18 protein-coding genes are annotated in these 24,850 nt (G+C 45.1%); 10 read left to right on the top strand and 8 right to left on the bottom strand.

Annotated elements, in window-relative coordinates; all coding sequences use genetic code 11:
• Positions 1 to 60 precede the first annotated feature (60 nt).
• Positions 61 to 411 (bottom strand): hypothetical protein, encoded by a 351-nt coding sequence (locus QUB68_RS01610; RefSeq protein WP_332988750.1) that lies wholly within the window; start codon positions 409 to 411, stop codon positions 61 to 63.
• A gap of 427 nt (positions 412 to 838) precedes the next feature.
• Complete coding sequence (locus QUB68_RS01615) at positions 839 to 2,887, bottom strand: sugar phosphate nucleotidyltransferase (RefSeq protein WP_332988751.1); 2,049 nt, start codon at positions 2,885 to 2,887, stop codon at positions 839 to 841.
• 148 nt (positions 2,888 to 3,035) lie between these two features.
• Here QUB68_RS01615 and QUB68_RS01620 point away from each other — a divergent pair, with 148 nt between their 5' ends.
• Positions 3,036 to 3,575 carry a Dps family protein gene (locus tag QUB68_RS01620; RefSeq protein ID WP_332988753.1) on the top strand — a complete coding sequence of 180 codons (540 nt, stop codon included), beginning with the start codon at positions 3,036 to 3,038 and terminating at the stop codon, positions 3,573 to 3,575.
• A gap of 161 nt (positions 3,576 to 3,736) precedes the next feature.
• Here the strand turns inward: QUB68_RS01620 and QUB68_RS01625 are convergent, their stop codons facing one another.
• On the bottom strand, positions 3,737 to 4,849 hold the full coding sequence (locus QUB68_RS01625) for a glycosyltransferase family 2 protein (RefSeq protein ID WP_332988754.1): 1,113 nt from the start codon (positions 4,847 to 4,849) through the stop codon (positions 3,737 to 3,739).
• Positions 4,850 to 5,453: 604 nt separating this feature from the next.
• Here QUB68_RS01625 and QUB68_RS01630 point away from each other — a divergent pair.
• Together QUB68_RS01630 and QUB68_RS01635 are read left to right on the top strand one after the other, a co-directional pair.
• Entirely contained in the window at positions 5,454 to 6,527 is a 1,074-nt protein-coding gene (locus QUB68_RS01630) for a glycosyltransferase family 2 protein (protein WP_332989215.1), read from the top strand.
• Between the two features lie 87 nt (positions 6,528 to 6,614).
• Positions 6,615 to 8,066, top strand: a complete 1,452-nt coding sequence (locus tag QUB68_RS01635) for an NAD(P)/FAD-dependent oxidoreductase (RefSeq protein WP_332988756.1) — start codon at positions 6,615 to 6,617, stop codon at positions 8,064 to 8,066.
• 56 nt (positions 8,067 to 8,122) lie between these two features.
• Here the strand turns inward: QUB68_RS01635 and QUB68_RS01640 are convergent, their stop codons facing one another.
• From QUB68_RS01640 to QUB68_RS01650, 3 genes are all read right to left on the bottom strand, one after another.
• Complete coding sequence (locus QUB68_RS01640; RefSeq protein ID WP_332989217.1) at positions 8,123 to 8,395, bottom strand: HepT-like ribonuclease domain-containing protein; 273 nt, start codon at positions 8,393 to 8,395, stop codon at positions 8,123 to 8,125.
• Positions 8,396 to 8,461: 66 nt separating this feature from the next.
• On the bottom strand, positions 8,462 to 9,355 hold the full coding sequence (locus QUB68_RS01645; RefSeq protein WP_332988758.1) for an SMEK domain-containing protein: 894 nt from the start codon (positions 9,353 to 9,355) through the stop codon (positions 8,462 to 8,464).
• Between the two features lie 24 nt (positions 9,356 to 9,379).
• The gene (locus tag QUB68_RS01650; protein ID WP_332988760.1) at positions 9,380 to 9,814 is read right to left on the bottom strand and encodes a nucleotidyltransferase family protein; all 435 of its coding nucleotides are present in this window, start codon (positions 9,812 to 9,814) and stop codon (positions 9,380 to 9,382) included.
• 138 nt (positions 9,815 to 9,952) lie between these two features.
• Between QUB68_RS01650 and QUB68_RS01655 the strand changes: the two genes are divergently transcribed.
• The 6 genes from QUB68_RS01655 to QUB68_RS01680 all read left to right on the top strand — a co-directional run bounded on the left by QUB68_RS01655 (position 9,953) and on the right by QUB68_RS01680 (position 16,815).
• Positions 9,953 to 10,207, top strand: coding sequence for a hypothetical protein (locus tag QUB68_RS01655; RefSeq protein ID WP_332988761.1), 255 nt, complete (start codon positions 9,953 to 9,955; stop codon positions 10,205 to 10,207).
• 425 nt (positions 10,208 to 10,632) lie between these two features.
• Positions 10,633 to 12,027, top strand: a complete 1,395-nt coding sequence (locus QUB68_RS01660; protein ID WP_332988763.1) for a branched-chain amino acid ABC transporter substrate-binding protein — start codon at positions 10,633 to 10,635, stop codon at positions 12,025 to 12,027.
• Positions 12,028 to 12,242: 215 nt separating this feature from the next.
• A complete protein-coding gene (locus QUB68_RS01665; RefSeq protein WP_332988767.1) occupies positions 12,243 to 13,319 on the top strand; it encodes a branched-chain amino acid ABC transporter permease in 1,077 nt (358 codons plus the stop codon).
• Between the two features lie 25 nt (positions 13,320 to 13,344).
• Positions 13,345 to 14,910 (top strand): branched-chain amino acid ABC transporter permease, encoded by a 1,566-nt coding sequence (locus tag QUB68_RS01670; protein WP_332988769.1) that lies wholly within the window; start codon positions 13,345 to 13,347, stop codon positions 14,908 to 14,910.
• Positions 14,911 to 14,929: 19 nt separating this feature from the next.
• On the top strand, positions 14,930 to 15,766 hold the full coding sequence (locus tag QUB68_RS01675; protein WP_332988770.1) for a class I SAM-dependent methyltransferase: 837 nt from the start codon (positions 14,930 to 14,932) through the stop codon (positions 15,764 to 15,766).
• Positions 15,767 to 16,035: 269 nt separating this feature from the next.
• On the top strand, positions 16,036 to 16,815 hold the full coding sequence (locus tag QUB68_RS01680) for an ABC transporter ATP-binding protein (protein ID WP_332988773.1): 780 nt from the start codon (positions 16,036 to 16,038) through the stop codon (positions 16,813 to 16,815).
• 297 nt (positions 16,816 to 17,112) lie between these two features.
• Here QUB68_RS01680 and QUB68_RS01685 read toward each other — a convergent pair whose 3' ends face one another.
• The gene (locus QUB68_RS01685; RefSeq protein WP_332988776.1) at positions 17,113 to 17,994 is read right to left on the bottom strand and encodes a PEP-CTERM sorting domain-containing protein; all 882 of its coding nucleotides are present in this window, start codon (positions 17,992 to 17,994) and stop codon (positions 17,113 to 17,115) included.
• 320 nt (positions 17,995 to 18,314) lie between these two features.
• On the opposite strand from QUB68_RS01685, the gene QUB68_RS01690 reads away from it, so the two are divergent.
• The gene (locus QUB68_RS01690; protein WP_332988778.1) at positions 18,315 to 19,022 is read left to right on the top strand and encodes an ABC transporter ATP-binding protein; all 708 of its coding nucleotides are present in this window, start codon (positions 18,315 to 18,317) and stop codon (positions 19,020 to 19,022) included.
• A 325-nt stretch (positions 19,023 to 19,347) separates the two neighbouring features.
• On the opposite strand, the gene QUB68_RS01695 is transcribed toward QUB68_RS01690, so the two are convergent.
• Positions 19,348 to 24,846, bottom strand: a complete 5,499-nt coding sequence (locus QUB68_RS01695) for a response regulator (RefSeq protein WP_332988780.1) — start codon at positions 24,844 to 24,846, stop codon at positions 19,348 to 19,350.
• Positions 24,847 to 24,850: the final 4 nt, after the last annotated feature.

The following is a 24,850-nucleotide window of genomic DNA, read 5'->3' on the forward strand; positions in this document are numbered from 1 at the left end:
CTACCTTTAGCCCTGTTACTGAAATTTTCAGTTCTAGGTTTTTGGGGAAGCAAGGCATTCTTAGCAGGGAACCAATTCTTCCTCTCCCGGTTGGGCTGTGCTGGCGCTGACGCCTGACACTTGCTTTACTGGAAGATCCTGCTCAGCCAATACGCTTGGCTGACTTGTTAGTGATGCCAGTTCTCCATCTCGCATTACTACTGAACCCGTGCATTCTGGACAAGTGTACACCCGGTGGGTTTGTCCGTAGGAGGCTTCTACTTCGTCAACCAGTTCGGGGTTTCCTAGGTAAAAGACAATTGCCCTTTCTGCAATTGATGACATCGGTTCTGTTTCTACTGCGGCTTTGATTTTGAGCTGGCGATGCAGTTCAGGTGGAAGATACAGTGTAACTTTTTGCTTTTCTTGCATATGACAGTGAATTGACTTACCCGGGTATGTATATCAGAATAGCGGCTTACTTTCTTGCTGTCAAGACTCTATGCTGCTTTAGCGTTATCTTGTAATATTTCGTTACAATTGGCGTGAGTTTGGGGCGGTTAACAACGGAAAAATTAGGGATGTAGCTGATGAGGCGGCGGTGCAGCGACAGATATGGGTAGCGTCAAGGTCGATCGACCAACTATAAATCTAAACAACGCATATATAGGACAAAGGCCAACAAATCCTTTGAGCCGCCATCTGGGAGGAGGTGCGCGGTGCATACCCTACTTGAATTGCATAAATCTTTGATGAAGATGTCAACCGCAGATTTCAGGCAGATTAACGCAGATTAACGCAGATGATTTCCTGTTATGGCGAGCGAAGGAATGCAATTCGAGTCTTATTTTAAGGCCGATTAGCCGATCGCCCCGCGAGATATGGGAAAATCAATCAGTGTCTGCCGGTAAACCTCCGGCAATCCCGTGTCAAAACACCGCCCTCGCACAACATAACCAGCCATTCCCTCGAACTCCCGCAATTTATCCAAACACGACGTTAACTGAAATTCCCCTCTTTCTCGAAAATTGCTATTAATATGTTCTGCCAAATAATCAAAGATTTTAGGCTCAAGGACATACAGCCCAAACATCGATAAAAATAAATCCTCGGCCATACCTTCTACCCTTAAATGCTGCCGCGCATACTCGATAGTCGGCTTTTCGTAAACTTGCGTCACAGACAAAATAGCATCTTGTTCCTGCCAAACTCCCGCCGCGCAGCCGTAGTGATGAATTACATCAGATGGTGTTACCCTCAAACCAATCACACTTTGCTGCACTTGCGAGTAAATCTCCAATAGCTGGCGGGCGCAAGAGCTTTCAGTTTGCGACGAATAAATGTGGTCGCCCAAAAGCAGGAGAAATGGTTCGTTGTTCACCCATTCTTTAGTACAGAATACCGCGTGACCGAATCCTTCCTGAACATCTTGAGTAAGAATTGTAACGTGCTGCCCCAACTCTTGTAAATATTTGCTATATTCCTGATTTGGCTGAGATAATTTTTGGAAAAGTTCGGGCGACGGGGGACTTTTAAAGAAATCTTCAAAAAAAGTGCGTGAAGCCTTTTGCACAACTATAGCAACTTCTTCGATTCCCGCGCTCAAAGCTTCTTCCACAATTGCTAAAATTATCGGTTTAGCGCGGCCGTCGCGATCGATAATTGGCAAAAATTCCTTCTTCACTGCCTTAGTAGCCGGAAACATCCGAGTCCCGAAACCTGCTGCCGGAATCACGGCTTTGCGGACTTGCAGCCGGGAAGCTTTTTCTGCATCTTTTCTTTCTTCTATCTGTGTGGAACAGGCGTCCCGCCTGTAAATTTCTGGGGTTGCTGCATTAAATTCTGTTTCATGCTGCAAATGGGTCTGAGAACGAACAGTCAGTTTCAAACATTCCATCTGAGGAAAATCCCGTGCAACAATACCGATAACCTGCTGTTGACTTTCTGCATCTTTAACGATAAACTGCGCCGTGCCGTCTCCTTGAGAACCTACTCCCTTACCGCCCAAAATATAAGGCTGAATCGGTTGATAGTTCAAAAGTTCGTGCAAGACGGGAGCAGTTAATTGCCAGGGACAAGCGGGAATTAAATGCTTATCAAATTCCCTCTGGGCAACTTTCATCAACTCCCCGATTTTAACCGCATCTCCCTGCTGTAAAGCTGCGGCGGCATCTTGGGTAATTTTATAACTAATTGCACCGAGATATTTTTGCACGTTTTCTTGAACTTCATTCGCAGCCAAGGGGTAAGCCTGATTGAGGCTTGCCAGGATTTCTTGAGTATTTTTGCTGGCACCCAAATCTACGATTACAAAAAACAAATCTTTGGTAACTTTCAGCTCAACAACATCCATTTTATCGCCGTCAAAAATCATCAGAATCGGGCGATTTCCATAGGCACAACCCTGATCCATGCGGCCGCAGCGCGAAGGTGTTGCAGTCTCGCCTAGATAAGCCATTTCCATTTCGGCGCGGACGTTCATTTTTAAATCGTATAAGCGATTGAAAGCCCGGGCTACTAACACGCAAATTGCGGCACTTGAAGACAAGCCTTTCTGAATTGGCAAATCTGTTAAATAATTGTCAATTTCTAGTCCTCCCACGCCACCGTGCGAGAGAAATTGATAAGCAACACCGGCTGCATAACTGAAAAAAGTTCCTGTTTGGGCCTCAGCAAGCAGAGCAGTTTTTTCCATCGGGAGTGCAGCTTCTATTTTTGTGCCGTCATTTAAAGCAGCCCGCAAAATCAAGTGTGTGGGATGCGGCTTAACTTCGGCATAAATTCCTTGATTTGTACTGGCTATCAGAGTGCAGCCTTTTTCTATAGCGGGATTGAGCGGGCTATAACCGGCGGCCCAATCGCTGTGTTCGCCAAACAAACACAGGCGGCCCGGAACAAAAAGTTTCATTGCATCTATCTAAGGGTATCTATATTGTGATTACTTTAACCTGAGACGCAGCAATTTTCGTAAAGTGCGATCGTCCTCTGGGTTGATGTAAGTGGCTAGGGAAATTTGTTCTAATAAGTATAAACAGAGATTTAAGGGAACAGTTTCAATGCGTAAGTTAAACATAGGTCTATCTGACGAGCAACGTGCAGGCGTTATCGAACTGTTGAATCACGACCTGTCAGATGCTTATCTGCTGTTAATCAAAACCAAAAAGTATCACTGGGATGTAGTTGGCCCGCAGTTTCGCTCGCTCCACCAGTTGTGGGAAGAACACTATCAGGCGTTAACACTAAATATCGATGCTATGGCAGAACGGGTGAGAACTTTAGGTGGCTATCCAATTGGTACTGCTGAGGGTTTTCTGAAGTATGGTTCGATTAAAGAACATATCGGCGATTTGCCTTTGGCTACGGAAATGGTGTCGCGTTTAGTTGACGATCACGAGTTGGTTATTCGCAATCTCCGCCTACACGTAGAACAGTGCGGTGAAGAGTTTAAGGATGATGGAACCGCAGACTTTTTGACTGGTTTGATGGAACAGCACGAGCAAATGGCTTGGATGTTGCGATCGTTTATTGAAGGTGAATCTATTTCGCCAGATGGTAAGCAGCCACAAGCTAAAACTCCTACGGCTTCTCACGCTTAGAGAGATTAAGAAGAAGTCAAGCGTGAAGGCGGAAGAAGGAAGAAGGGAAAATTTATATTTTTTATTTAACCCTATTTTCTGATTCTCGCTCGCGTAACCAGGCAGAATTCAACTCCCTCTAGCTTCCTCAAAAACCCGGTTTTTTCAAGAAACCGGGTTTTTCAATGTTGGGTAGATTTAAATTTTAGATTTGCTAAATTATTAAACCGCATTCTTTCATATACCTGCGACGGCAGCATTTTGTGAACTTTCGTACGCGCCTCAATCGTTGCAAGTGTCGTCCCTTGATTCGATTCTGATGTTTGTTTTAATTCTAAGCCTGATTTGGTTGGCGGTGAAACTATAATTTTGAAAAGGCTTTCTATTGACAGCAAGTACAGATTGTGACGCAATAGTGCCATAAATAAATCTTCTTTGAAAGCTTGAGCCAGCCAGGATAATGTACTCCGGTGATTGCCGCTGCGGTTGCTTTTAACAGCTAGATAAATGTAGAAATTGCTGCTAGACCACCGATAAATATTGCTGGGAATTTCGGGATGTTGCTGCCGGACATCTGCCATAATCAAAGACTGAGATTTTGCCATTGCTGCATAGTTGCAAGACATACTGCTGGCAATCTGTCGGTAGCCAACTAAATATTCTGGCACTACTTTAAATTGATAGTGTTGGGCGATGCGGAGGTGAAGTTCCCAGTCTTCGCAGCCTTGAGCGTTTTCTGCTTTTAATTGGCAGTTGTAACCGCCGACTTTCTCGAAACAAATGCGGCGGATCAGAGATGAGCTGGCATTGCCTATAAAATATTTATAAACTAATGCTGTGTAAACTTCTCCTTCGATGGTGGAGTTGTAAAATCCGCCTGTGAGCAAGTCTTGTTCGTTGATATCAACTGACCAGGAATAGACAACTCCGACAGAATATGCTGAGGAACTCAGGCATTTTACTTGTTTTTCTAGGTTTTGCGGATACCAAATATCGTCGGCATCGATGGGTGCAATATATTCGCCTTTTGATTTTTCAATTGCTAGGTTGCGAGCGGCGGCGACTCCGGCATTTGATTGCTGCAATAAGCTGATTCGCCTATCTTTTTGAGCAAAAGATTTGACAATTGCGGCAGTTGTATCTAGGGAGCCATCGTCTACTACTAGAACTTCTATGTTTTGATATGTTTGAGATAAGACTGACTCTAATGTTTTAGCAATAAACTCTTCAGCGTTGTAAGCCGGTATAATTACTGAAATTAAGGGCTGATTTAAATTGTGTTTGGTGGTGTTCATGTCAGATATAAATTTGTTTGTGTAAAAGTTTTGGCTCAAAGGCACCGAGCTAATGGTATGTTAACAAAGAGCTAAGGTCGATCGTACACTGGAAAAATTTTTTACCAGTGTATCTTAAATATCTTGCCAAAACTCATAAAATGTGCATATACACAGCAGTGGGGATACAGACTAGGTGCAGCAGCCACTCACTGATGAGGTTTGTAAAAGAAACTGTAGCGGGCAAGTCCTGACCGCAGAGGAGTCTCCGTAGAGAATATGTTTTATTTTATACTTTATTGAGGCTGTAAAATCAAAGTCTTGTGGGCTGGAACGCTGTCAGAGACAATGGCTGGTGGGGCTTTTTCTAAGGTTTACAAAAACAATCATATATTTAAAGATTTGGTAAAGCTGTTGTCTGGAGCGGGTGAGTCTCAGGAAGATGTGGCGTAGAATACAGGTACGAATGGGGAAAATGCAGTCGAGAATGCCTCCCAAAAATCTAGTTGAATAGAAACACAAATCGGGCTATAAACTAAAAAGTAAAGCTGATGTTACTATTGGCAAAGTAGCATAAGTAAAATTCAAGCCAACTTTTTCTGATGCAATTTAAACGATTTAGGTGATGATTTCTACCGCCGACCCGACTGTATCCGTGATTATCCCAGTCCACAACGGGGGCTCTTACTTCCGTACCTGTTTGTCAAAACTGGCTCAAGCTGTACCGAGACCGATCGAGATTATTGTAGTAGCAGATGGCGAAAGCGACGGTTCTTGGCGCCTGGCCAAGGAATTCGGCGCCAAATTAATCAGAATTCCCGAATGTGGCGGCCCAGCCCGAGCGAGAAATTTGGGAGCGCAAGCTGCGAAGGGAGATATTTTGTTTTTTGTAGATGCTGATGTGGCTGTGTGCCCTGAAGCTATCGGTTATGCCAAATCGGTGCTCGGGAATAATCCATATTTAGCTGCTTTCATCGGCTCTTACGATGATGCTCCTGGAGATCCCGATTTTCTATCGCAGTATAGGAACTTGCTGCACCACTACGTGCACCAAACTGGTAACGAAGAAGCTTCGACTTTTTGGGGCGCTTGCGGAGTGATTCGCCGGGAAATTTTTTTGCAGATGGGCGGGTTTAATGAGAATTACCGCCAAGCTTCGATCGAGGATATTGAACTCGGCTACCGTTTGAAACAAGCTGGGTATAAAATTGGGCTGTGCAAAACATTGCAAGTCAAGCATTTAAAGCGCTGGGAAGCGGTGGGGATGGTGAAGGCTGATTTTTTTTACCGAGCGCTGCCTTGGACAGAACTGATTTGGCGCGATCGCCAATTGAATAATGACCTGAACTTGCAAGTCTCGAACCGCATCAGCGTGATTTTAACTTATGCTGTGCTGCTGGCAGTTTTGGGGACGTGCTGGTCGCTGAGCTGTCTGTTATTGGCTGGGTTGCTGGCAATACCGCTAGTAGCAATTAATGCACCACTTTATAGATTTTTTCAGCAAAAACACGGTATCGTATTTGCCATGAAAACAATTCCGTGGCACTGGCTTTTCTATTTTTACAGCGGACTGGCATTTGCGATCGGCACGGGTCGTCACTTATCCCAAAAAAAGCCCTTGACTGGTAAAATTAACTTGCCGCCAGTATCGCTGAATAATTCAAGGCAAATTGTCCTTCAACATCAAGGCGATCAATAGTTTTTCAGGGTATTTACGGGTGCATCTATTAATTTTAGAAGTTATAAATAAGGATATAGTTCGATAAACAAGCTGGAGGTAGGCTGAGTGAAACATTATCCGGTTGCGATCGTCGGTGCGGGGCCTGCGGGTTTGACGGCAGCCTATGAGCTAGTCAAAGAAGGGATCATCCCTGTTGTACTCGAAAAAGGTGATAAAGTTGGGGGAATAGCTCGTACCGAAACCTACAAGGGCTATCGTTTTGACATTGGAGGCCACCGTTTTTATACTAAAGTTCAAGCCGTACAGCAGTTGTGGCAAGAGGTACTAGGAAATGATTTTATTAAAGTGCCGCGGTTGTCCAGAATTTATTATCGAGGTAAATTTTTTAACTATCCGATCAGTGCCTTCAATACTCTGTTTAATTTGGGCATAATTGAGAGTGCGCTGATTATTTTGAGCTATCTGAAAGTGAGAGTCTGGCCGCTTCCGAAAGAAACAACTTTTGAACAGTGGGTGATCAATCGTTTTGGCGAACGTTTGTACAAAACATTTTTTAAGACTTATACTGAAAAAGTTTGGGGAATTCCCTGCTCGGAAATTCAAGCAGATTGGGCGGCGCAGCGGATTAAAGGATTGTCGCTGACGACGGCGATTATTAATGCTTTGTTTGGTAGCAACGACACCAAAACGTTAATCAAAGAGTTTGACTATCCGGCTTTGGGGCCGGGGATGATGTGGGAAAAGTTCGCGGAAGCTGTGGAGAGTAAAGACGGCAAAGTTTATCTCGATACTAAGGTGATTAGCTTTGAGCGTGAAGGTAATAAAATTAAAAGTATTACTGCTGAGCAGAACGGAGAATTAGTTCAATATTCGGCGGATAATTTCATTACGAGTATGCCGATATCTGCGCTAATAGCAAGGCTGAAACCGCAGCCGCCGGAAGAGGTGTTGCACGCGGCGCGATCGCTCAAATATCGAGATTTTTTGATTGTATCGCTGATTGTCGATCGCCCAAGTTTATTTCCTGACAACTGGATTTACATTCATTCTCCCGAAGTGCAAGTCGGACGGATTCAGAATTTTAAGAATTGGAGTGCTGCATTAGTTCCTGACGCGAGCAAAACTTGTTTGGGAATGGAATATTTTTGCAACGAAGGCGAGGAACTTTGGAAAATGTCGGATGCTGAACTTGTGGAATTAGCAACTCGCGAGTTGGTTGGGTTGGGTTTAGCAAAAGCTGCGGATGTTGAAGATGGGGTGGTGCTGCGGCAGCCCAAGGCTTATCCTGTATACGATGCGGAATATCGCGGACATTTGCAGGTACTGGAAGGTTTTTTGAGGGGGATGGAGAATTTGCAGACGATCGGGCGAAATGGTATGCACCGATACAACAATCAAGACCATTCTATGCTGACGGGGATGCTGGCAGTGAGAAATCTGCTTGGGGAAAAGCACGATTTGTGGGATGTGAATACTGAGCGATCGTATTATGAAGATTTTAGTGTAGATCGCTCCAAGGAAAAAAGAGATGCGTCTTTGATTTCGCAGTCTAGTTGATCTTTGGGGATTGTGGCGATCGGCCGATCGCCCATTTTGCGTTTGTGGGCGATCGTTCAACTATCATCAGGTAAGGTCGGCAATAATTCCTCTACTTGTAACAGCAAACTAGGCAAAATATTTGTCACAATATTCCAAATAACTTCCGAACTCACTTGGTCATAACGGTGAACCAAAATATTTCGTAAGTTAATCGCATTTCGCCAATCGATTTCGGGATGGAACTGCTGAAACTCGATCGAAACTCTCCGAGCTGCCTCCCCCAAAATCCCCAACTGCCGCTCTACGACACTTTGCATAAAAACACTTTCAAGATAAGTCTCGCAAATCGACCCTCATCAGATTAGTTTGATGTTTGGGATAATTTTCAACTACCTGCCGTGTAGTGATGGTATTCAAGCAACTTCAACCATACGACCTATAAGCTCACGTGAACCATCCCACGCAAAAGTTATTTCATGTGTTTCTGGGTTTCGATACCATGACTTATCACAAACACTATTTCCACTATATAAAATAATCACTTGCGCTCCTTCTTTAAAGAGATTAGGCGAGGTTGGATGGATGGAGTATCCTGCAAAGACGTTTCCAGGGTGCTGTCTGTTATCAAGGATCACACCAGTCATATCTGGTCTTCGCTGTTGACAGCCTGGATCGGAGTATAAAGGCACATTTACCCAACGAACAGTTCTAACCACATTATCTGGCTTAACTTCTTCTACAGGCAAAGAGTCTTGATGATGTGGAGCTTGAAGAATTTGATATGTAGGTTTAAAGATGACTGTTCCAGAAAACTCAGAATCAATCAAATAGCTCAAACGTTGAAGTTTCTCTAAACTTAGGGAAGGAAGTTTGCGTACTATATCTTTGAGATCGAGGATATCTGTTTCCGGATTAAACTCAAATAGATTGTCAGTTTGAAAAACCTGTGAATACCTCTTTTGCTTCTTTCCAAGGATAAGAAACTTTAGATGCCTAAAATTTTCATACTGCTTGTGACGAATGAAAATTTCTATAGTCTCCTCAATCTTTTTTGGCGTCTTGGTAGCCGTGACTTGGAAAGCAATTTTTCTATAAGAGTCTCCTAAATCTATTGCAGGATATTTATGCCCATCACGATCTAAATTGATAAGATCGTACCCATATATAATATTGATAAATTTGGCAATGAAAGATTGAGCAATAAAATTTTGATCGAGCAATCCGATCGCTCCTCGATACTCTACTGAATATCGTAAGATTCCTAAAAAATCACAAATTTTCTTTTGAAGCTCTTCCTGAACAAGCACAGATTATCCCTCTTTAACTCATGATTACAATTTTACTACAAATTGAGCCGGATCATCCCAACTACACCGATGAGCAACTCCTGCCGGAATAATGGCAACGTCTCCGGCACTGCGCCTTTCTCGTTCCTGCTTGCCATTGAGCGATCGCGTACCGGGTGCATTCGATCGCAAATAAGGATTTTCTAATCGGTTCTTTTCCACCAAATCTACACAACGGTGAAATAAATCCTCTATCTCCTCCTGCATTCCCAATAAATGAGAAAGCGTGAGGCGGTGCGATGGCTCATAGGTAACTAATACATCCACATCGCTATCGGGGCGAAAGTCATCCCGCAGCACTGAGCCAAATAGCGCAAACTCGACAATGTTCCAGCGCTGACAAAATTGTGCGATCGCATCTAAAGAGACTTTTAGGCGATCGTTCAACACGTATTCTAAATCTGACTGCAACTCAATCATGCGCTAGCAAACCTCCAACGAGAGCAAATAACATCCGAGCTAAAGTGAAGCAATGGCATCGCTAACTTTCACCATCATAGTCATAGGAGCGATCGACGAAACAATAAAATGAGAGGATATAGATTTAGAGGTCATATTATGTCGCCGATTAAACAACGCCTTCTCGAAGCGATCGAACGGACTCCTGAACCGCTTTTAGAGCAAACCCTGACATTCCTGGAATTTTTGATTAGTCGGACACAATCTGCGATCGCCCCAGACTTCGACTCAGATTTTGACTCAGACAACGACTCCAACGACCAAATCCTCGCGGATCTGAAAGCCTCCCTCCACCAAGCCTCATCGGGACAAACTTTCCCCATCTCAGAACTCTGGGACGACATCAATGTCTGATATGCTAGTCCAACTCAAATTCACGGCACTATTCAAACGTCGCCTCAAAGGACTCGAAGAGAAAGTATCGCCAAATTCAAACCGATATTCAGCCTGTCCTCGATGAGATTATCCAAGGTAACTTCATTGGAAACCAGATTACAGGCACTCAATACATCGTTTACAAAGTCCGGGCTAAAAACAGTGATGCCCAAGTTGGTAAGAGCGGTGGTTATCGTTTGATTTCTCAAGTTGAATCACCGACTCAAGTTGTTTTACACCTGCAGGGACTCAAAATCAGAACCAGCAAACGTCTCGGCCGAAGAAATCCAAAGTGCGATCGCAGAATACCAAGTAGACCCAGACAATGGACAGTTGACTGTATCTAACCAAAATTTTTGAAATATGTGCTAACTCTTGACTATATAGTCACTAAAGTGAAAAATATGCAAAAACGCAAGCAACAAACCAACCAACCTATGAACTTTTCCCAGAAATCAGGCAAAAGTGCCACACCCTCAAAAACCCACACCACACTGAATCTCGGCACCGCAGGATTGCGGAAAATACTTGTAGCCGCCGGCATAGCCTCTCTGTGCGCTAGCTGTCAAAGTCCTCAAACACCGACCGCCACAACAACTCCCGGCAGCACTCCGGGAGCAACTCCAGCAGCCACTCCCGTCGCAGTCAGCACCCCCGGAGACCCAAATACTGTCAAAATAGTCTCCATGCTCCCCATGACAGGCAGCGCCTTGGGTCAAGCTCAAACAATGGTCAACGGCATCAAACAAGCACTCGCCGAAACCGATTCCAAAGCTTGCGACGGCAAAATCAAAATCGAATACGAAGTTTTCGATGACGCCACCGCCGCCGCCGGCAAATGGGACCCCGCACAGGTAACGTCCAACTCCAACAAAGCCGTCGCTGACGGTTCGGTAGTTGCCGTCATCGGTCACTATAACTCCGGTGCAGCAAAACTTTCCATTCCCGTGCTCAACCAAGCTAACGTCGTGATGATCAGTCCGGCGAACACTTATCCGGGACTGACTAAACCAGGAAAAGGCGAACCCAAAGAACCCAACGTTTATTATCCTGCTGGCACTCGCAATTTCACCCGCGTTGTGCCTGCTGACGACCTTCAAGGCTCTGTCGCTGGCAACTGGGCGAAATCTTTGGGAGTGCAAAAAGTCTTCATTCTCGACGATCAAGAACTTTACGGCAAAGGTATCGCTGACGTTTTTGAAGCAACTGCTAAAAAGTTGGGAATTCAAGTCCTGGGAAGGGAGGGAATTGATATCAAAGCTAGCGACTACAAGGCGTTAATGAATAAGATCAAAGCTTTAAATCCAGACATGATTTACTTCGGCGGCACTACTCAGAGCAACGCCGGACAAATAATTAAAGACATGAGAAATGTCGGGATGGCGGCTGATGCAGTTAAGTTCATGGGGCCTGACGGTATTAAAGAGCAAGCTTTAATTGACGCAGGAGGCAAAGATGCCGAAGGTGTTTACGCTACTTTTGGCGGCTTGCCTCCTAAAGAATTGACTGGTGCGGGCGCGAAGTGGTACGAAAGTTACAAGGCCAAATATAATGCTGAACCGGAAGCTTATGCAGCTTATGCTTTTGAATCTGCTAAAGTGGCGATCGCCGCAATTAATAAAGTCTGCAAAAATGACCGCGCTGCGATCCGCGATGCTGTCTTGGCAACTAAGGATTTTAATGGGGTACTCGGCACTTGGAGTTTTGACGCTAACGGCGACACGAGCTTGACTACAATGTCAGGAAATGTTGTTAAAGCTGGCAAGTGGGAGTTTGTGAGCGCGCTGAAGACAGAATAATGGATAATTGGGAATTGGTCATTGGTCATTGGTCATCGGTCATTAGTCATCGGTTATTCGTAACAACTGACCAATCATCGCTAGCAAATAATAGCTGTCGGAACACGAAAAATGCCCAATTCCCAATTCCTAATTTCCAATTCCAAATTCCCAATTTCCAATTCCAAATTCCCAATTCCCTAATTCCCAATCCCTAATTCCTAATTTCCAAGATTATGAAAAAATGGCAGAGTATTCTTCTCTATCTAGGTGTAGCTTATATAGTTTTGTTGTTAGGGCCGATCGCCGGATTTGACTTGCCAAAAATTATTGGGGAAATAGTCCGCAGTCCTGAAGTTTTGATCCAACAATTATTAGTGGGGCTGGTTAACGGCGCGCTGATTGCAATTATTGCTTTAGGTTATACGATGGTTTACGGCATTATTGAATTAATCAATTTTGCTCACGGCGATTTGTATATGTTGGGTGCTTTTGCTTCCCTAACAGTGTTCGGGGCTTTTGGCATTCAAGACGGCGCACCTTTAGCTGTTGCTATACCCGTGATGTTAGTTGCTTTAATTGTATGTTCGGTGTTTTGTGCTGGACTGAATATTGTTGTGGAAAAGTACGCTTATCGGCCTTTGCGCAATGCTCCCCGTTTGGCTCCTCTCATTTCGGCGATCGGAGTTTCTTTCATTTTCCAAAATATGGGGCTATTTTGGGGAGGATTGAAAGCTTTTATTCCGGTGATGGGTTCTAATTCTGCTGCTCCGAAAAGCTTTCCCGATTTGTTGCCGCGAGTTGATATTCTCAAAGCTTTGGGAATTCAAACGAGTATTGTGTTTACAACTAAGGATTTAATTGTGTTGGTGGTGGCGCTGGTATTGATGGTTTTGCTTCATGTGTTTGTGCAGTACACTCGTCTGGGAAAGGCGATGCGGGCAACTGCTCAAAGCCGGGATGCTGCTAAAATTATGGGAATTAATGTCGATCAGATTATTGCTCTGACTTTTTTGATTGGTGGAGCTTTGGCTGGTTCGGCGGGGATTTTGGTTGGTTTGTATAACAATACAATTGTGTTTACGATGGGGTTTACGGCGGGTCTGAGGGCTTTTACGGCGGCGGTTTTGGGGGGGATTGGTAATATTGTCGGGGCGATGTTAGGAGGGGTTTTGATTGGGGTTTTGTCGTCTTTGAGCGATCAGTATTTGTCTAGTCGCTGGACTAATGCTTGGGTGTTTGGGGTTTTGGTGGTGATTTTGGCTTTTCGGCCGGGGGGTTTGTTGGGTGAGAATGTTCAGGAGAAAGTGTAATTTTGGGAATTAGCAATTACTAATTATGTCAAACAAGATAATCAAAGCAATTAAATCGAGTGGTATTTTAGGAGCGATCGCCTTTTTGACTGTTGTGCTATTCGGCGGTTGGAGTGGGACTGTGATCGGGTGGCTAATGGGCACGGCTGCGGGCTTCATGAGCTGTCAGGATCAGAAGGTTGACACCCCAAAAATTGGTGCAACACTCGGCAGTTTCGCGGGTTTGGGTTTGGGGATTTGGCTGTTAGTTGCTAGCGTACTGGAAGGGGTGTTGGTGAGACCTTTTTCTGGTCAATCTCCTGTGGCTTTGCCGACTACGCTGCTGTACGGGATTTGCAGTTTGACGATCGCAATTTTGACAGCTACATTAATGGGTGCTTTGCAGGGTTTGCAGGGAGAACGCCAGCGACAGGCTACTCTGGTAACATTAGCTTTTATCTTAATTCTGTTTCCGTTTATCGACCTTCAGGCTAAGACCGGCTGGATTGCTACGGTGGTACAGATTCAAATTTTTATTATGCTGGCGCTGGGTTTGAATATTACTGTGGGTTTTGCGGGTTTGTTGGATTTGGGATATGCGGCGTTTTTTGCGATCGGCGCTTACACGACGGCTTTGCTATCTTCGGGACAGTTAAATATTGCTTGGAATTTTTGGGTGGTTTTGCCGATCGCCGCCGGTGTAGCTGGGATTGCGGGCGTAATCCTGGGTATTCCGACACTGCGGCTCAAGGGCGATTATTTGGCGATCGTTACCCTCGGTTTTGGCGAAATTATCCCGGTGGTGTTTCGGAATTTAACCGCGATTCGCATCGACGAACCAATCTCGAAGATTGTCGCTGGGGTTTTGGGTAAGCCGGAATTGGTGTTGTGTCTCGTTGGGTGCGATCGACCTTTTAACCTGACTGGCGGCGAAGCGGGCATCAACCCGATCGGGCGTCCATCTCTCCCCATCATCGGCACTTTCAGCACCGGCAACTACTTTCCCTGGTACTACCTAATTTTACTGCTAGTTGTCTTTGCTTACTTCATGATTTCGCGGTTGCGAGATTCCCGCTTGGGACGGGCATGGAATGCCATGCGCGAAGATGAATTAGCGGCGAGTGCGATGGGCATTAACCTGGTCAAAACCAAACTTTCGGCTTTTGCGATGGGAGCGACGTTTTCAGGCTTTGCAGGCGCGTTTTATGCGGCTTACATTAGCGCGATTTTTCCCAGCGTCTTCGATTTCTCGGTGTCGGTGATTATCCTGTGTATGGTGATTTTAGGCGGTTTGGGTAACATGACTGGGGTGATTTTGGGCGCTATCATTATCATGTCTGCCGATCGGCTATATCTCCCCCAACTCGCCCAAGTCCTCAAGGGTTTTCTGAATACTTTTGTTCTCCCCAGAATTGCAATTCCCCAGTTAGCCGACTTTCTAGCAACCAGTTTAGACCCGATTCAAATGCGCTTATTTCTATTCGGTTTAACTCTAGTTGTGATGATGATCGTGCGGCCCGAGGGGCTGATTCCCGATCGCATTCACCAAGCTGAACTGCATTCAGATGGTGAAACGAGCAACGAATCTTTAGCCGATTCCAGAAGTCAATAGTAAGGATGAAAGATTAGCCATGAACAATCTAACTGGTACTGCTTTTATCGTTGCGGAATTTAGAGCAGAAGAAAATGAAGCAACTCATCCACTTTACACCGATAATGTAGTCAAAATTTGGCTGAACGAGGAAACCCAAACAATTGCCTCCGCAATAGCTCAAAACTCTCCCGCAGCAAAAGAAATGGTCAAGCTGCGGACTAAATACTTTGATGATGTTTTATCAAATCAAGTTTTAGGAGGTTGCAAACAAATAGTTATCTTAGGTTCAGGCTTAGATACTCGCGCCGCTAGAATCAATGGAGAAAAAGTCACTTATTTTGAAATAGACGATCCCGCAACTCTCCAATTAAAAGAACAAACTCTCACAGCCAACAAAGTTACTGCAAATATTCGCTACCTTCCCGGCGACTACGTAAAAGATGGTTTAATCTCATTGCTGAAACAGAGCGAATTTAATTTCGATAGACCGACATATTTTTTGTGGGAAGGCAACACTACTTTGATTGCTAAACAAGATATAATATTTGTCTTAGAACAAATTCGCGACAATATTAATACTTTCCGATTGTCCTTTGATTATATGTCGGATCAGGTAATTTCGAGAACCACGGGCTACCAAGATATCAATGATTACATAGATAAATACGAAAGTATGTATGCACCGTGGATTACTGGGTTTGACAAAATTGCAAGTTTAGCTGACGAACTCAATCTGAAAGTTATTGAAAACTTCTCTACCGCAGATTTACACGCACAATATCGCCCTCTCCGTTCCCTAGAATCTAATCTGTTTAAGTTCTATTTTGTTTGTACGTTACAAAATTCAGTAGCGTCACTTAGTCCAGAGATTTGACTCAACTCAAACAATCTTCTGCTGACGTTAGAAAATTCAGTAGGGTGCGTCAGTCGAGATATTTGACTCAACTCAAACAATCTTCTGCTGACGCACCTTACCAAATCTAAGTAACAAAAATTACCCATAATAACAAATCCGAGGCTCAAATCCCCATATATTCAGAAAGGTGCGTGACGCCAGAGGCCTGCTAGACTCCGCCTAAATCTATTTGCAGTCACGCACCCTACCCGAGAAGATCAAAACCAATATTAGGAAACACAACCAAAATGTCACTATTAGAAGCACAACAACTTACAATGAGATTCGGCGGTTTGACTGCGGTCAACCAAGTTAGTCTAACTTTGGAAAAAGGCTCGATCGCGAGTTTGATCGGCCCCAACGGTGCGGGCAAAACCACGTTTTTTAATATGCTCACTGGTATCTACAAACCTAGTGCCGGTCAGTTGCTCCTAGAAAATAAGAATATCACCGGTTTGCCTCCCGATCGCCTGACAAGTTTCGGGATTGCTAGAACTTTTCAAAATATTCGCTTGTTTAACAATATGACTGTGCTGGACAATATTTTAGTAGGTAGACACTGCCGATTAAAAACAGGTTTGTTGGGTGCAATCCTCCGCCCACCGACTGCGATGCTGGAAGAACGGGAAGCTAAAATAAAAGCGCTGACTATGCTGGATTTTGTCGGTTTAGGCGTGAAGAAAGCGCCGGAGTTGGCAAAAAACCTTTCCTACGGCGACCAGCGCAGATTGGAAATTGCCAGGGCTTTGGCTTCCGATCCGAAAGTGCTGCTTTTGGACGAACCGACGGCGGGGATGAACCCGAATGAAACGGCTGATTTAACTCGCTTTATTTACCGGATTCGCGATGAGTTGGAGTTGAGTATTTTGCTGATCGAACACGATATGAAGGTGGTGATGGGAATTAGCGATCGCGTCAGTGTTATGGAGTACGGTACTAAAATTGCTGAGGGAACTCCGGCAGAAGTTCGCGCAAATCCTCGCGTGATTGAGGCATATTTGGGAAAAGAAGAAGATGCCAATGGGTAAGACAAGTTTAGATTTTAGATTTTAGATTTTAGATTGGGGATGACTGATGACTGTCGGGGTTTGAAGCTTCTCAGCATTTGCATTCTTGAGAAGGAATTACGCATTTCTGGCAAAGAAACCGGGTTTTTTGACTCTTATTCAAGGTTTGAAACAAATATTTTGGTTAAAAAACCCGGTTTCTAGCTACCCGTGCGATCGCAAACTATTTAGTTTAAACTTAATGGGTTTTCTGCGCACCCTACGGAGAAGTGAGGTGCGCAGTGCGCACTATACGGATTGATGTTCGGGCGTTTTTCCCTAAATTTTTGATTTGGCTTCAGACAATTTATTATTCAGTTTTCGCGCCCTGACCAACAATCCTAAAAACAGTGCAGTACCTAATATTGTGCTGGGTTCTGGAACTGCTTCTGCTTGTGCTTCTGCTTGTACTTCTGCGAGATTGTTGTTAATTTCTACTAATCTTAAGCTAGTGGCGCTGTCGAATGTCCGTGAATACCTCCAAGAAGTAAAGAAGAGGCTTTTTATAGTGTTTCCTTGTCCGTAAGGTGGCGTTAAAGTTAATTTAATTGCACTGAAATCGAAGTTGTTGCTGCTGCGGTACACGTTGCGAGTTAAGCCCTCAGAAGAATCTAAATTGCTGGTTATTTGGACAGAATCTAACAAAATGTTGGTAACAGTGTTAATCAATCCGAAAAATATACTTCCCCTGGCGCTGGCGCGTTCGGATTGGCGGTTGTCAATTGATGTGAAAAGATTTAAATCTGTCTTAACAGCGAAGGAAAAAGTTTCTTTTGCCTCAATCTCGAAGTCGCCGATCACTGTTGCTTGACTTTGGGCTAAACCTGCATAGTTGCTGCCGCTGCCTGCGACTTCACTCTTGGAGAGATTTTTTGCCAGCAATTCGTGACAGTTAGATATAAAAGCTGCATCAGCGTTCGCTTGGCTAATCACAACACCCTCGTTAGCTATCGTAGCAGTGTTAGTGTCGGTAGATGTACCTGTGTCTGTGGGTCTGTGACTGAAGTTGTTAATGGTTACTTGTGCGGTAGAACCTGCTATTGTGGCAGCACTGCTGGGCGCTATACCTACAGTCAAGCCGCTTACTAAAGGAGTTGCTAATAAAAATGCGTTAGCGAAGCCCTCGAAGAGGATCGCTCCAGTGCTGTGATTTAATTTCATGGTGAATATCCTTAAATTTGCAGAATTTTAAGTGTTGTTATTTTTGTGATTTGTAGTGGTTGGTTTCCCTTACGTATTCATACTATCTATTTACTTAGACATTTTTGTAAAGTTACGGTCAAGAAATCATTTTTTTGATTAAAAGTTCTGTAAAGTTGGCCACCACAACTTCTCAAAATACATGGTATTCGAGCTACCGCTGGATGTTGATTTAAGTAAAACTACTGCATACTCTAAAAAAAGTTAATTTTAAATAAATGCAATAAAAATTTAGAATTAGTCGGGATAATATAACAAAGAACAAACTAGAAAGAGTAATTATGTTGGAAATCAAAGACATTCACACCTACTACGGAAATATCCACGCTCTCAAAGGAGTATCGCTCACAGTCTCGCAGGGAGAAGTTGTGACATTAATCGGTAGCAACGGGGCGGGGAAAACGACAACTCTCCGCACGATTCAAGGGCTGCTGCGGCCGAGCCAGGGGACTGTACTGTTTGAGGGAAAGCCTTTGGAGTCGCTGTCTACAGAGGCGATCGTCCGTTTGGGCATTTCTCAAAGTCCCGAAGGGCGGTTGATTTTTGGGCGCATGACGGTGCAAGAAAACCTGGAAATGGGTGCTTATCTCCGCAACGATACTCTCGGTATCAAGTCGGATATGGAAAAAGCATTAAATTTATTTCCCCGTTTGCGAGAAAGAATTAGTCAAAAAGGGGGCACTCTTAGCGGCGGTGAACAGCAAATGCTGGCGATCGCCCGCGCTTTGATGTCGCGCCCCCGTTTGCTATTATTGGACGAGCCGAGTATGGGCTTAGCGCCGATGTTAGTCAGTCAAATTTTTGCGATCATCCGCGATATTAATGCTGAAGGAATGACTATTTTATTGGTGGAACAAAACGCCCGCATGGCTTTAAGTGTAGCCCACCGCGGTTATGTCATCCAAACTGGTGAGGTTGTAGTCGCTGGTAGTGCTAGCGATTTACAGTCAAATGAAACTGTTCGCAAAGCGTATTTAGGTGAAAGTTAAATTGGTAATTGGTAATTGGTAATGGAGAATTGGTAATTGGTAATTGGTAATGGAGAATTGGTAAGTAGGTGGGTACAAATAAACAGTAGATGGGGAGGGCGGGTTTTGCCTTCAAAAACTGGCTGGTATCATAGATTCTTAGCTAAACCCGCCCCTACAAAATACTATTGTTTTTTCGCAATGACCTACTTAATTGGTAATTGGTAATTGGTAATTGAGCGCGGTTAATCAAACATTTTGGTTAAGGACCAATGAAAAATGACCAATGATTAATGACCAATGATTAATGACTAATGACCAATGACTAATGACCAATGACCAATGACTAATTCCCCATTTGCGATCGCAATTTCCCCGTTGCCAATTCTATCTCAAAAGCCGATCGCACCTTTTCCCACTCCGCTTGGGCTTCCAACAGGCGATCGCGTGCAGTACGCGCATCAAACACCTGTTCCCCTCCAGACTCAACCGCCACGCGGCCCATCAACTCCAACTCCTTGCAAACTTCCGAAAAAGACACGGCTCCTAAATTAGCGCTGCTCGACTTCAACGTGTGAGAAGCCAGCTTCAAACTATCAGCATCCCCCAGAAAAATCGCCTCTTTAATTGTTTCTAAATGCTGCGGTGCGTCTGACAAATATATCTTAATTAACTCCCCCAAAAAATCAGGATCTTCCTCATCGTCTAGCTGGCGGAGATTTTGCAAAACATGAAAATCGATCGGCGAATTTGCTCTCGGTTGAAGGCTGGAATATGCAGCAGCCTGACTGTCAACTCGATCGGAAATGTGTTGATTTTTTGGCTCCGTAACGGCATCCGATTCATCCCGATGCAGAGGTTGGCACTTGCTCAGAGCGATCGCCAACTCTTCCCGGCGCACCGGCTTAGTAATATAATCGTCCATACCTGCTTCCAGACACTTTTCGCGATCGCCCTGCATCGCATTAGCCGTCATCGCAATAATTTTCGGTTTCTTATTAGCTGGCCATTCCCGACAAATGCGGCGCGTCGCTTCCAACCCGTCCATCTCCGGCATTTGCACGTCCATCAGCACAACATCGTAAGATTGCCGCTTCAGCGCCTCCAAAACCTCCAAGCCATTAGCCGCAATATCAGCCCGATATCCTATCCTGTCGAGCAAATGAGTAGCGACTTTTTGATTCACCACATTGTCCTCGGCCAGCAAAATCCGAATCTGACTAGAATTAGCTGCATCCTGTGCGGCAGAATTACTCGCAACCTGCCTCAAAACCGCAGGCGTCCGCTGTACGCGGTGCTGTTCTTGAGAATTTTCAAAATACTTCAATCCCGAAGTCAAAGTCGCTACATTTGAAAGTTCTCCCTTGCCGCTTCTGCCGGCAACATATCCAAAAACTTGCAGCAATACATTATAAAACTGCGACTGTTTTAGAGGCTTAGTTAAAAAAGCCGAAAAATGTACTTCTGTAGTTTCAAGTTTTTTCCAAACTTCCGCCTTGCTCAAATAAGTAAACAGCACTAAAGGTAGCGTAACTTTGCGAGGGCTTTTAACTTTGATGACATTCGGATTTAGCGCCTCGCCGCTAGACAAATTGCTCAGCTCCCATGAACGAATCTGCACAGCCAAAGCCACACCGTCCATATCTGGTAGATTCATTGCCAAAATAGCCAAATCGATCGCCGAGTTTTCTTTGATGATTTCCAAAGCCTCAGCACCGGAAGTTACAGCCACGGGTATCATTCCCCAAGCCTCAGCTTGCCGGATCAAAACTTGTCGGTTGATGGTATGATGCTCGACAATTAACACACGCTTACCAGCAGCAAATTCCGGTAGTTTTTCCTCAGCGCGGCTCTGAGTCGCTTCAGCAGTCACCGTGAAATAAAAAATCGAACCAGAACCAGAGATTGACGGCCCAGCAAATCCCGTAGGCGGCCTTCCTGCGATACTTTGTCCGATCGCAGAAACTGTCGGTTTAGACTTAGAACTTCCCGGAGCAACCTGACTCACAACCCACATTTTACCCCCCATCAGATCGCTCAAACGCTGACTGATAGCCAGTCCCAAACCCGTCCCCCCGTAATGTCGCGTTGTCGAAGCATCCACCTGCGAAAAAGCTTTAAACAGGCGATCGATCCGGTCACGCGGAATACCAATTCCGGTATCTTGAACAGCAAATTGAATCTCGTATTGTCTGCTATCTGCCAACTCTTCCTGGTTAACTGCTAGCGATTGCTGCTCTATAAGATTGATTGTTTTTAGCGGACTATTAGCAGCTACACGCTCGATTTTCTTAGCCGTACAACAGACCACAATTTCTCCATTTTCTGTAAATTTAACTGCATTTCCCAGCAAATTTACCAAGATTTGGCGTAGTCTTGTGACATCTCCTAAAATGTTTTTCGGAACCGAATCATCGATAAAGTAAGCCAATTCTAAACCTTTTTCCGATGCTCTCGGAGCCAGCAATTCCAGAGATTCTTCTATACAGTTTTGCAGCTCGAAGGGGGTGCGTTCCAAATCCATTTTTCCAGATTCAATCTTGGAAAAGTCTAGGATATCGTTAATAATAGTCAGCAAAGCATCGCCGCTGGTGCGAATTGTCTCCACAAAATCCCGCTGTTCTGGAGTTAGTTCCATATCCAACAGCAAACCCGTCATCCCGATTACCGCATTCATCGGAGTGCGGATTTCGTGACTCATCGTCGCTAAAAATTCGCTCTTAGCTCTGTTAGCAACTTCCGCCGCTTGTCGAGCTTGTTCCAAAGCTTCATTTTGCTCTGCTAACTGTTGCTGTCGCTGAACTTCGGTTTCTAAGAGTCGTGCTTGAGCTAAGGTAATTCCGACTTGAGCGGCAACATCTTCTAACAGTTCAATTTCGTCGGGAGTCCACTGTCGAGTTGCATCGCACTGGTGCAAAGTTATAATGCCATTCGGTTCTCCTTGATAGGAAGTGCGAACCGCCAACATAGATTTTAATCCGATGCGGCGGCACATCGGCACCGAAGATTCGAGCAACGGATCGGCAAACACATCGGGAGATGCCAGGGCTATATCTTCAGCGAGTAGTTTTTCTGTGTAGGGGTTGTAAGTGACAGAAAGTTCTAAATCTAAAGCCGATTCGTGGCCTGGTTCTAAGTATTCCGCGACGCAAGGAAGGTGCGGATAAGGTTGGGAAAGATAAGTGTGAATTGTACAGCGATTGACACCAAAAACGCGACCGATTTGGGTGGCGGTAGTCTGAAAAATTTCTTGAGTATCTAAGGTCGATCGCACTTTTTGAGTGATTTGTTTGAGGAGTAAAACGCGCTGGTACTGACGCTGCAAAGTTCGATCTCGCTCTTCGCGGGTAATTTCAGCGCCGATGTAATTTCCCATCAACTTTAAAATTTCAAAATTCAGCGGTTTTAAAGGAGGTTTAGCGGTGCGGGAAGTAAAGCTCAAAGTGCCAAAAACTCGCCCTTGCACGATTACCCGCGTGCCGACAAAAGCCTCCAACCGGCGCACGGCGTAAGCGGGATGGTTGCGCCACTCAGTAGTGCCGGCTGATTCGATCGAAATAGGTTCGATCGATCGCAAAACCTCTCGCTCAAAAGTTCTGCTCAAAGCAAAACCGTCTCCTTTAGCAAATCCGAAGGGAAAATCCGACGGTATGTAGGCCGCGATCACTTCGTAGCGATCGCCCAAAACCCTACCCAACAGCCCGATATCCATTCCAAACTGACTGCAACCCATTGCCAGAAACCGGGCTGTTCGCTCGTCAAAAGAGCCCTCCGAGTCCACCATTACCTCGTAGAGCGATCGAATTGCCCGCTCGCTTTCCCGCAGTTCCTCAACTCCAGCGACGCGGTTGCAGACATCATGCAAAGTCCCTAAAATTCCCGCTATTTCACCTTGGGAATTCAGCCTGACTTGGGCAAATATTTCAACTGAAATAAAGCCAGAATTAGGGTGAATTCCCAATTCGTTTCTCCCCGATTCCGAATTGTATTTCAATCGCAGTTCTCGCCGACAAAATTCCGACTTTCCCGACAGCAAAGACTCCAATAAATCCCCACACTGCGCGCGCTCATCTGGATGCACCCAATCTAAAAAATTAGTTTGCAAACTTTCGGTCACCAAAAAACCAGTAATTTCAGTCCAAGCGCGGTTGAGAAATGTCCAAACCCCCGCCGCATCCATCTGAAAAATTACTGTTGCTTTCAAAGAGTCAAATACTTGGAATTGCTCGCGATCGTTCTCGTGGTTTTTGAGTTCTAAGCGCTTGTTTGGAGTAATATCTGTATGAGTTCCGACTAGCCGCAGCGGTTTACCCGCAGCGCTGCGCAAAACTTGACCCCGGTTGAGCACCCAGACAGTGCTGCCGTCTTTGCAGTACATCCGATATTCTGCTGCAAAATCCGCAGTTTTTTGTGCGAAGTGATCTTCTAAAGCTGCTTTTACTCCGTCAATGTCATCACGGTGGATGCGACTCCACCATTCCGATCGGCGATTCGAGATTTCCCCTTCTTTGTAGCCCAGCATTTCTTGCCACCGCGCCGAATAAAAAAACTCATCAGTTTCGAGATTCCAATCCCAAATTCCCTGATTGTTGACGGTAGCGGGGAGATTTGGGCGCTGCACGAAACTGTTTTCAGAAATTTCAGCCGCGAGGGGGGGATTTGCTGCCGGAATCTGTATTTCTGCCGAGAGTCTTTTGTATTGCGCGTTGCTAGATTCTAGCTGGCGCTGCAAAGCGATCAAACCGGAATGCAGAGATTTTGAATCCAGGGCTTGTAAAAGGATGGTTTTAGGATTGACAATCCCGATCGGGTGATTGCTTTCGTTGATGACTAATAAAGGTAACTGGCAGTAGTATTTTTGCAGCAAGGCGATGGCTGCTTCGAGGGTAGAGTGCGATCGAACCAGCGGCGGCGAACTGCTGCAAATCGCTCCTGCTTTAATTTTGTTCGAGTCTCTGTCTAGTGCCTGCAACTGCACGATGTCCCGAGAACTTACCACCCCAACCAGTTTGTGGAGGTTGGGATTTGTAAATTTGGAATTTTGAGCAGCACCATTCGAGTTTTGTTCGGGAGTGTCAGTAATTAATACATAGCTAACATTGTGTCTGAACATCAGTTGCGCCAAATAGCGAACCGAAGCAGTAGCAGGAGCGTGAATAATTCGCGAGGCTGCGATTTGAGGGATTTGATAAAGTTTAATTAAACTCGCGGGCAGCTCTAGTTTCGGATGCAAAATTGGCAGCGGCGGAGGGAAGGCGAAGGCCGCCGCAGGTGGCGAAGCGCTGCTTGCTTTTTGTGGCGATTCCCCAATTTCCTGCAACAGTTGCACTAAGCTTTGAGAGCTAATTAAACCGATAAGTTCTTCAGCGTCGCTGACGACGGGTAAATGACCGATATGATTTTTTTCCAGCAGATTTGCTAAGGCAAAAAAGTCGGGAATTTCCGATTCACGGGCTACAGTTACGGTTCTGATCATGATTTGCTCGATCGCAAATCCCCTCAAAGCAGCGCCGATAGAACTTAGCTGGACAACATCTCGCGCTGTAAAAATCCCCAGCACTGTCTGCCCACCAGGATAGTCAGCTTTCGATCCGTTAACACTGATGCCGTGGGCGGATGCCTGTACCGCACGCGGTGCGCCCTTAGAGAAACCCGAGTGTTCGCGCGACTGTGGGGAAGTCCCATTGGTGGGATTTCCGAGTTGAAAATTCCCGCGCGGTTCTACCACGAGGACGTAACTGGCTCCTGTGCTGCTCATCAGCTCGATCGCCTTTTCTATGGGCGTCCCAGGGGTGACGGTGAGGGGATTGCGGTTGATGACCTGACTGAGGGAGGGAATAAACATCAGG

Origin of the sequence: Microcoleus sp. A006_D1, from assembly GCF_036702805.1 — a bacterium.
Lineage (GTDB): Bacteria > Cyanobacteriota > Cyanobacteriia > Cyanobacteriales > Microcoleaceae > Microcoleus.

Bases quoted from the DNA above. Each gene is read 5' to 3' on its own strand.
- QUB68_RS01610 (WP_332988750.1), bottom strand. From the start codon at position 411: ATGCAAGAAAAGCAAAAAGTTACACTGTATCTTCCACCTGAACTGCAT.
- QUB68_RS01615 (WP_332988751.1), bottom strand. From the start codon at position 2,887: ATGAAACTTTTTGTTCCGGGCCGCCTGTGTTTGTTTGGCGAACACAGC.
- QUB68_RS01620 (WP_332988753.1), top strand. From the start codon at position 3,036: ATGCGTAAGTTAAACATAGGTCTATCTGACGAGCAACGTGCAGGCGTT.
- QUB68_RS01625 (WP_332988754.1), bottom strand. From the start codon at position 4,849: ATGAACACCACCAAACACAATTTAAATCAGCCCTTAATTTCAGTAATT.
- QUB68_RS01630 (WP_332989215.1), top strand. From the start codon at position 5,454: ATGATTTCTACCGCCGACCCGACTGTATCCGTGATTATCCCAGTCCAC.
- QUB68_RS01650 (WP_332988760.1), bottom strand. From the start codon at position 9,814: ATGATTGAGTTGCAGTCAGATTTAGAATACGTGTTGAACGATCGCCTA.
- QUB68_RS01655 (WP_332988761.1), top strand. From the start codon at position 9,953: ATGTCGCCGATTAAACAACGCCTTCTCGAAGCGATCGAACGGACTCCT.
- QUB68_RS01660 (WP_332988763.1), top strand. From the start codon at position 10,633: ATGCAAAAACGCAAGCAACAAACCAACCAACCTATGAACTTTTCCCAG.
- QUB68_RS01665 (WP_332988767.1), top strand. From the start codon at position 12,243: ATGAAAAAATGGCAGAGTATTCTTCTCTATCTAGGTGTAGCTTATATA.
- QUB68_RS01670 (WP_332988769.1), top strand. From the start codon at position 13,345: ATGTCAAACAAGATAATCAAAGCAATTAAATCGAGTGGTATTTTAGGA.
- QUB68_RS01675 (WP_332988770.1), top strand. From the start codon at position 14,930: ATGAACAATCTAACTGGTACTGCTTTTATCGTTGCGGAATTTAGAGCA.
- QUB68_RS01680 (WP_332988773.1), top strand. From the start codon at position 16,036: ATGTCACTATTAGAAGCACAACAACTTACAATGAGATTCGGCGGTTTG.
- QUB68_RS01685 (WP_332988776.1), bottom strand. From the start codon at position 17,994: ATGAAATTAAATCACAGCACTGGAGCGATCCTCTTCGAGGGCTTCGCT.
- QUB68_RS01690 (WP_332988778.1), top strand. From the start codon at position 18,315: ATGTTGGAAATCAAAGACATTCACACCTACTACGGAAATATCCACGCT.
- QUB68_RS01695 (WP_332988780.1), bottom strand. From the start codon at position 24,846: ATGTTTATTCCCTCCCTCAGTCAGGTCATCAACCGCAATCCCCTCACC.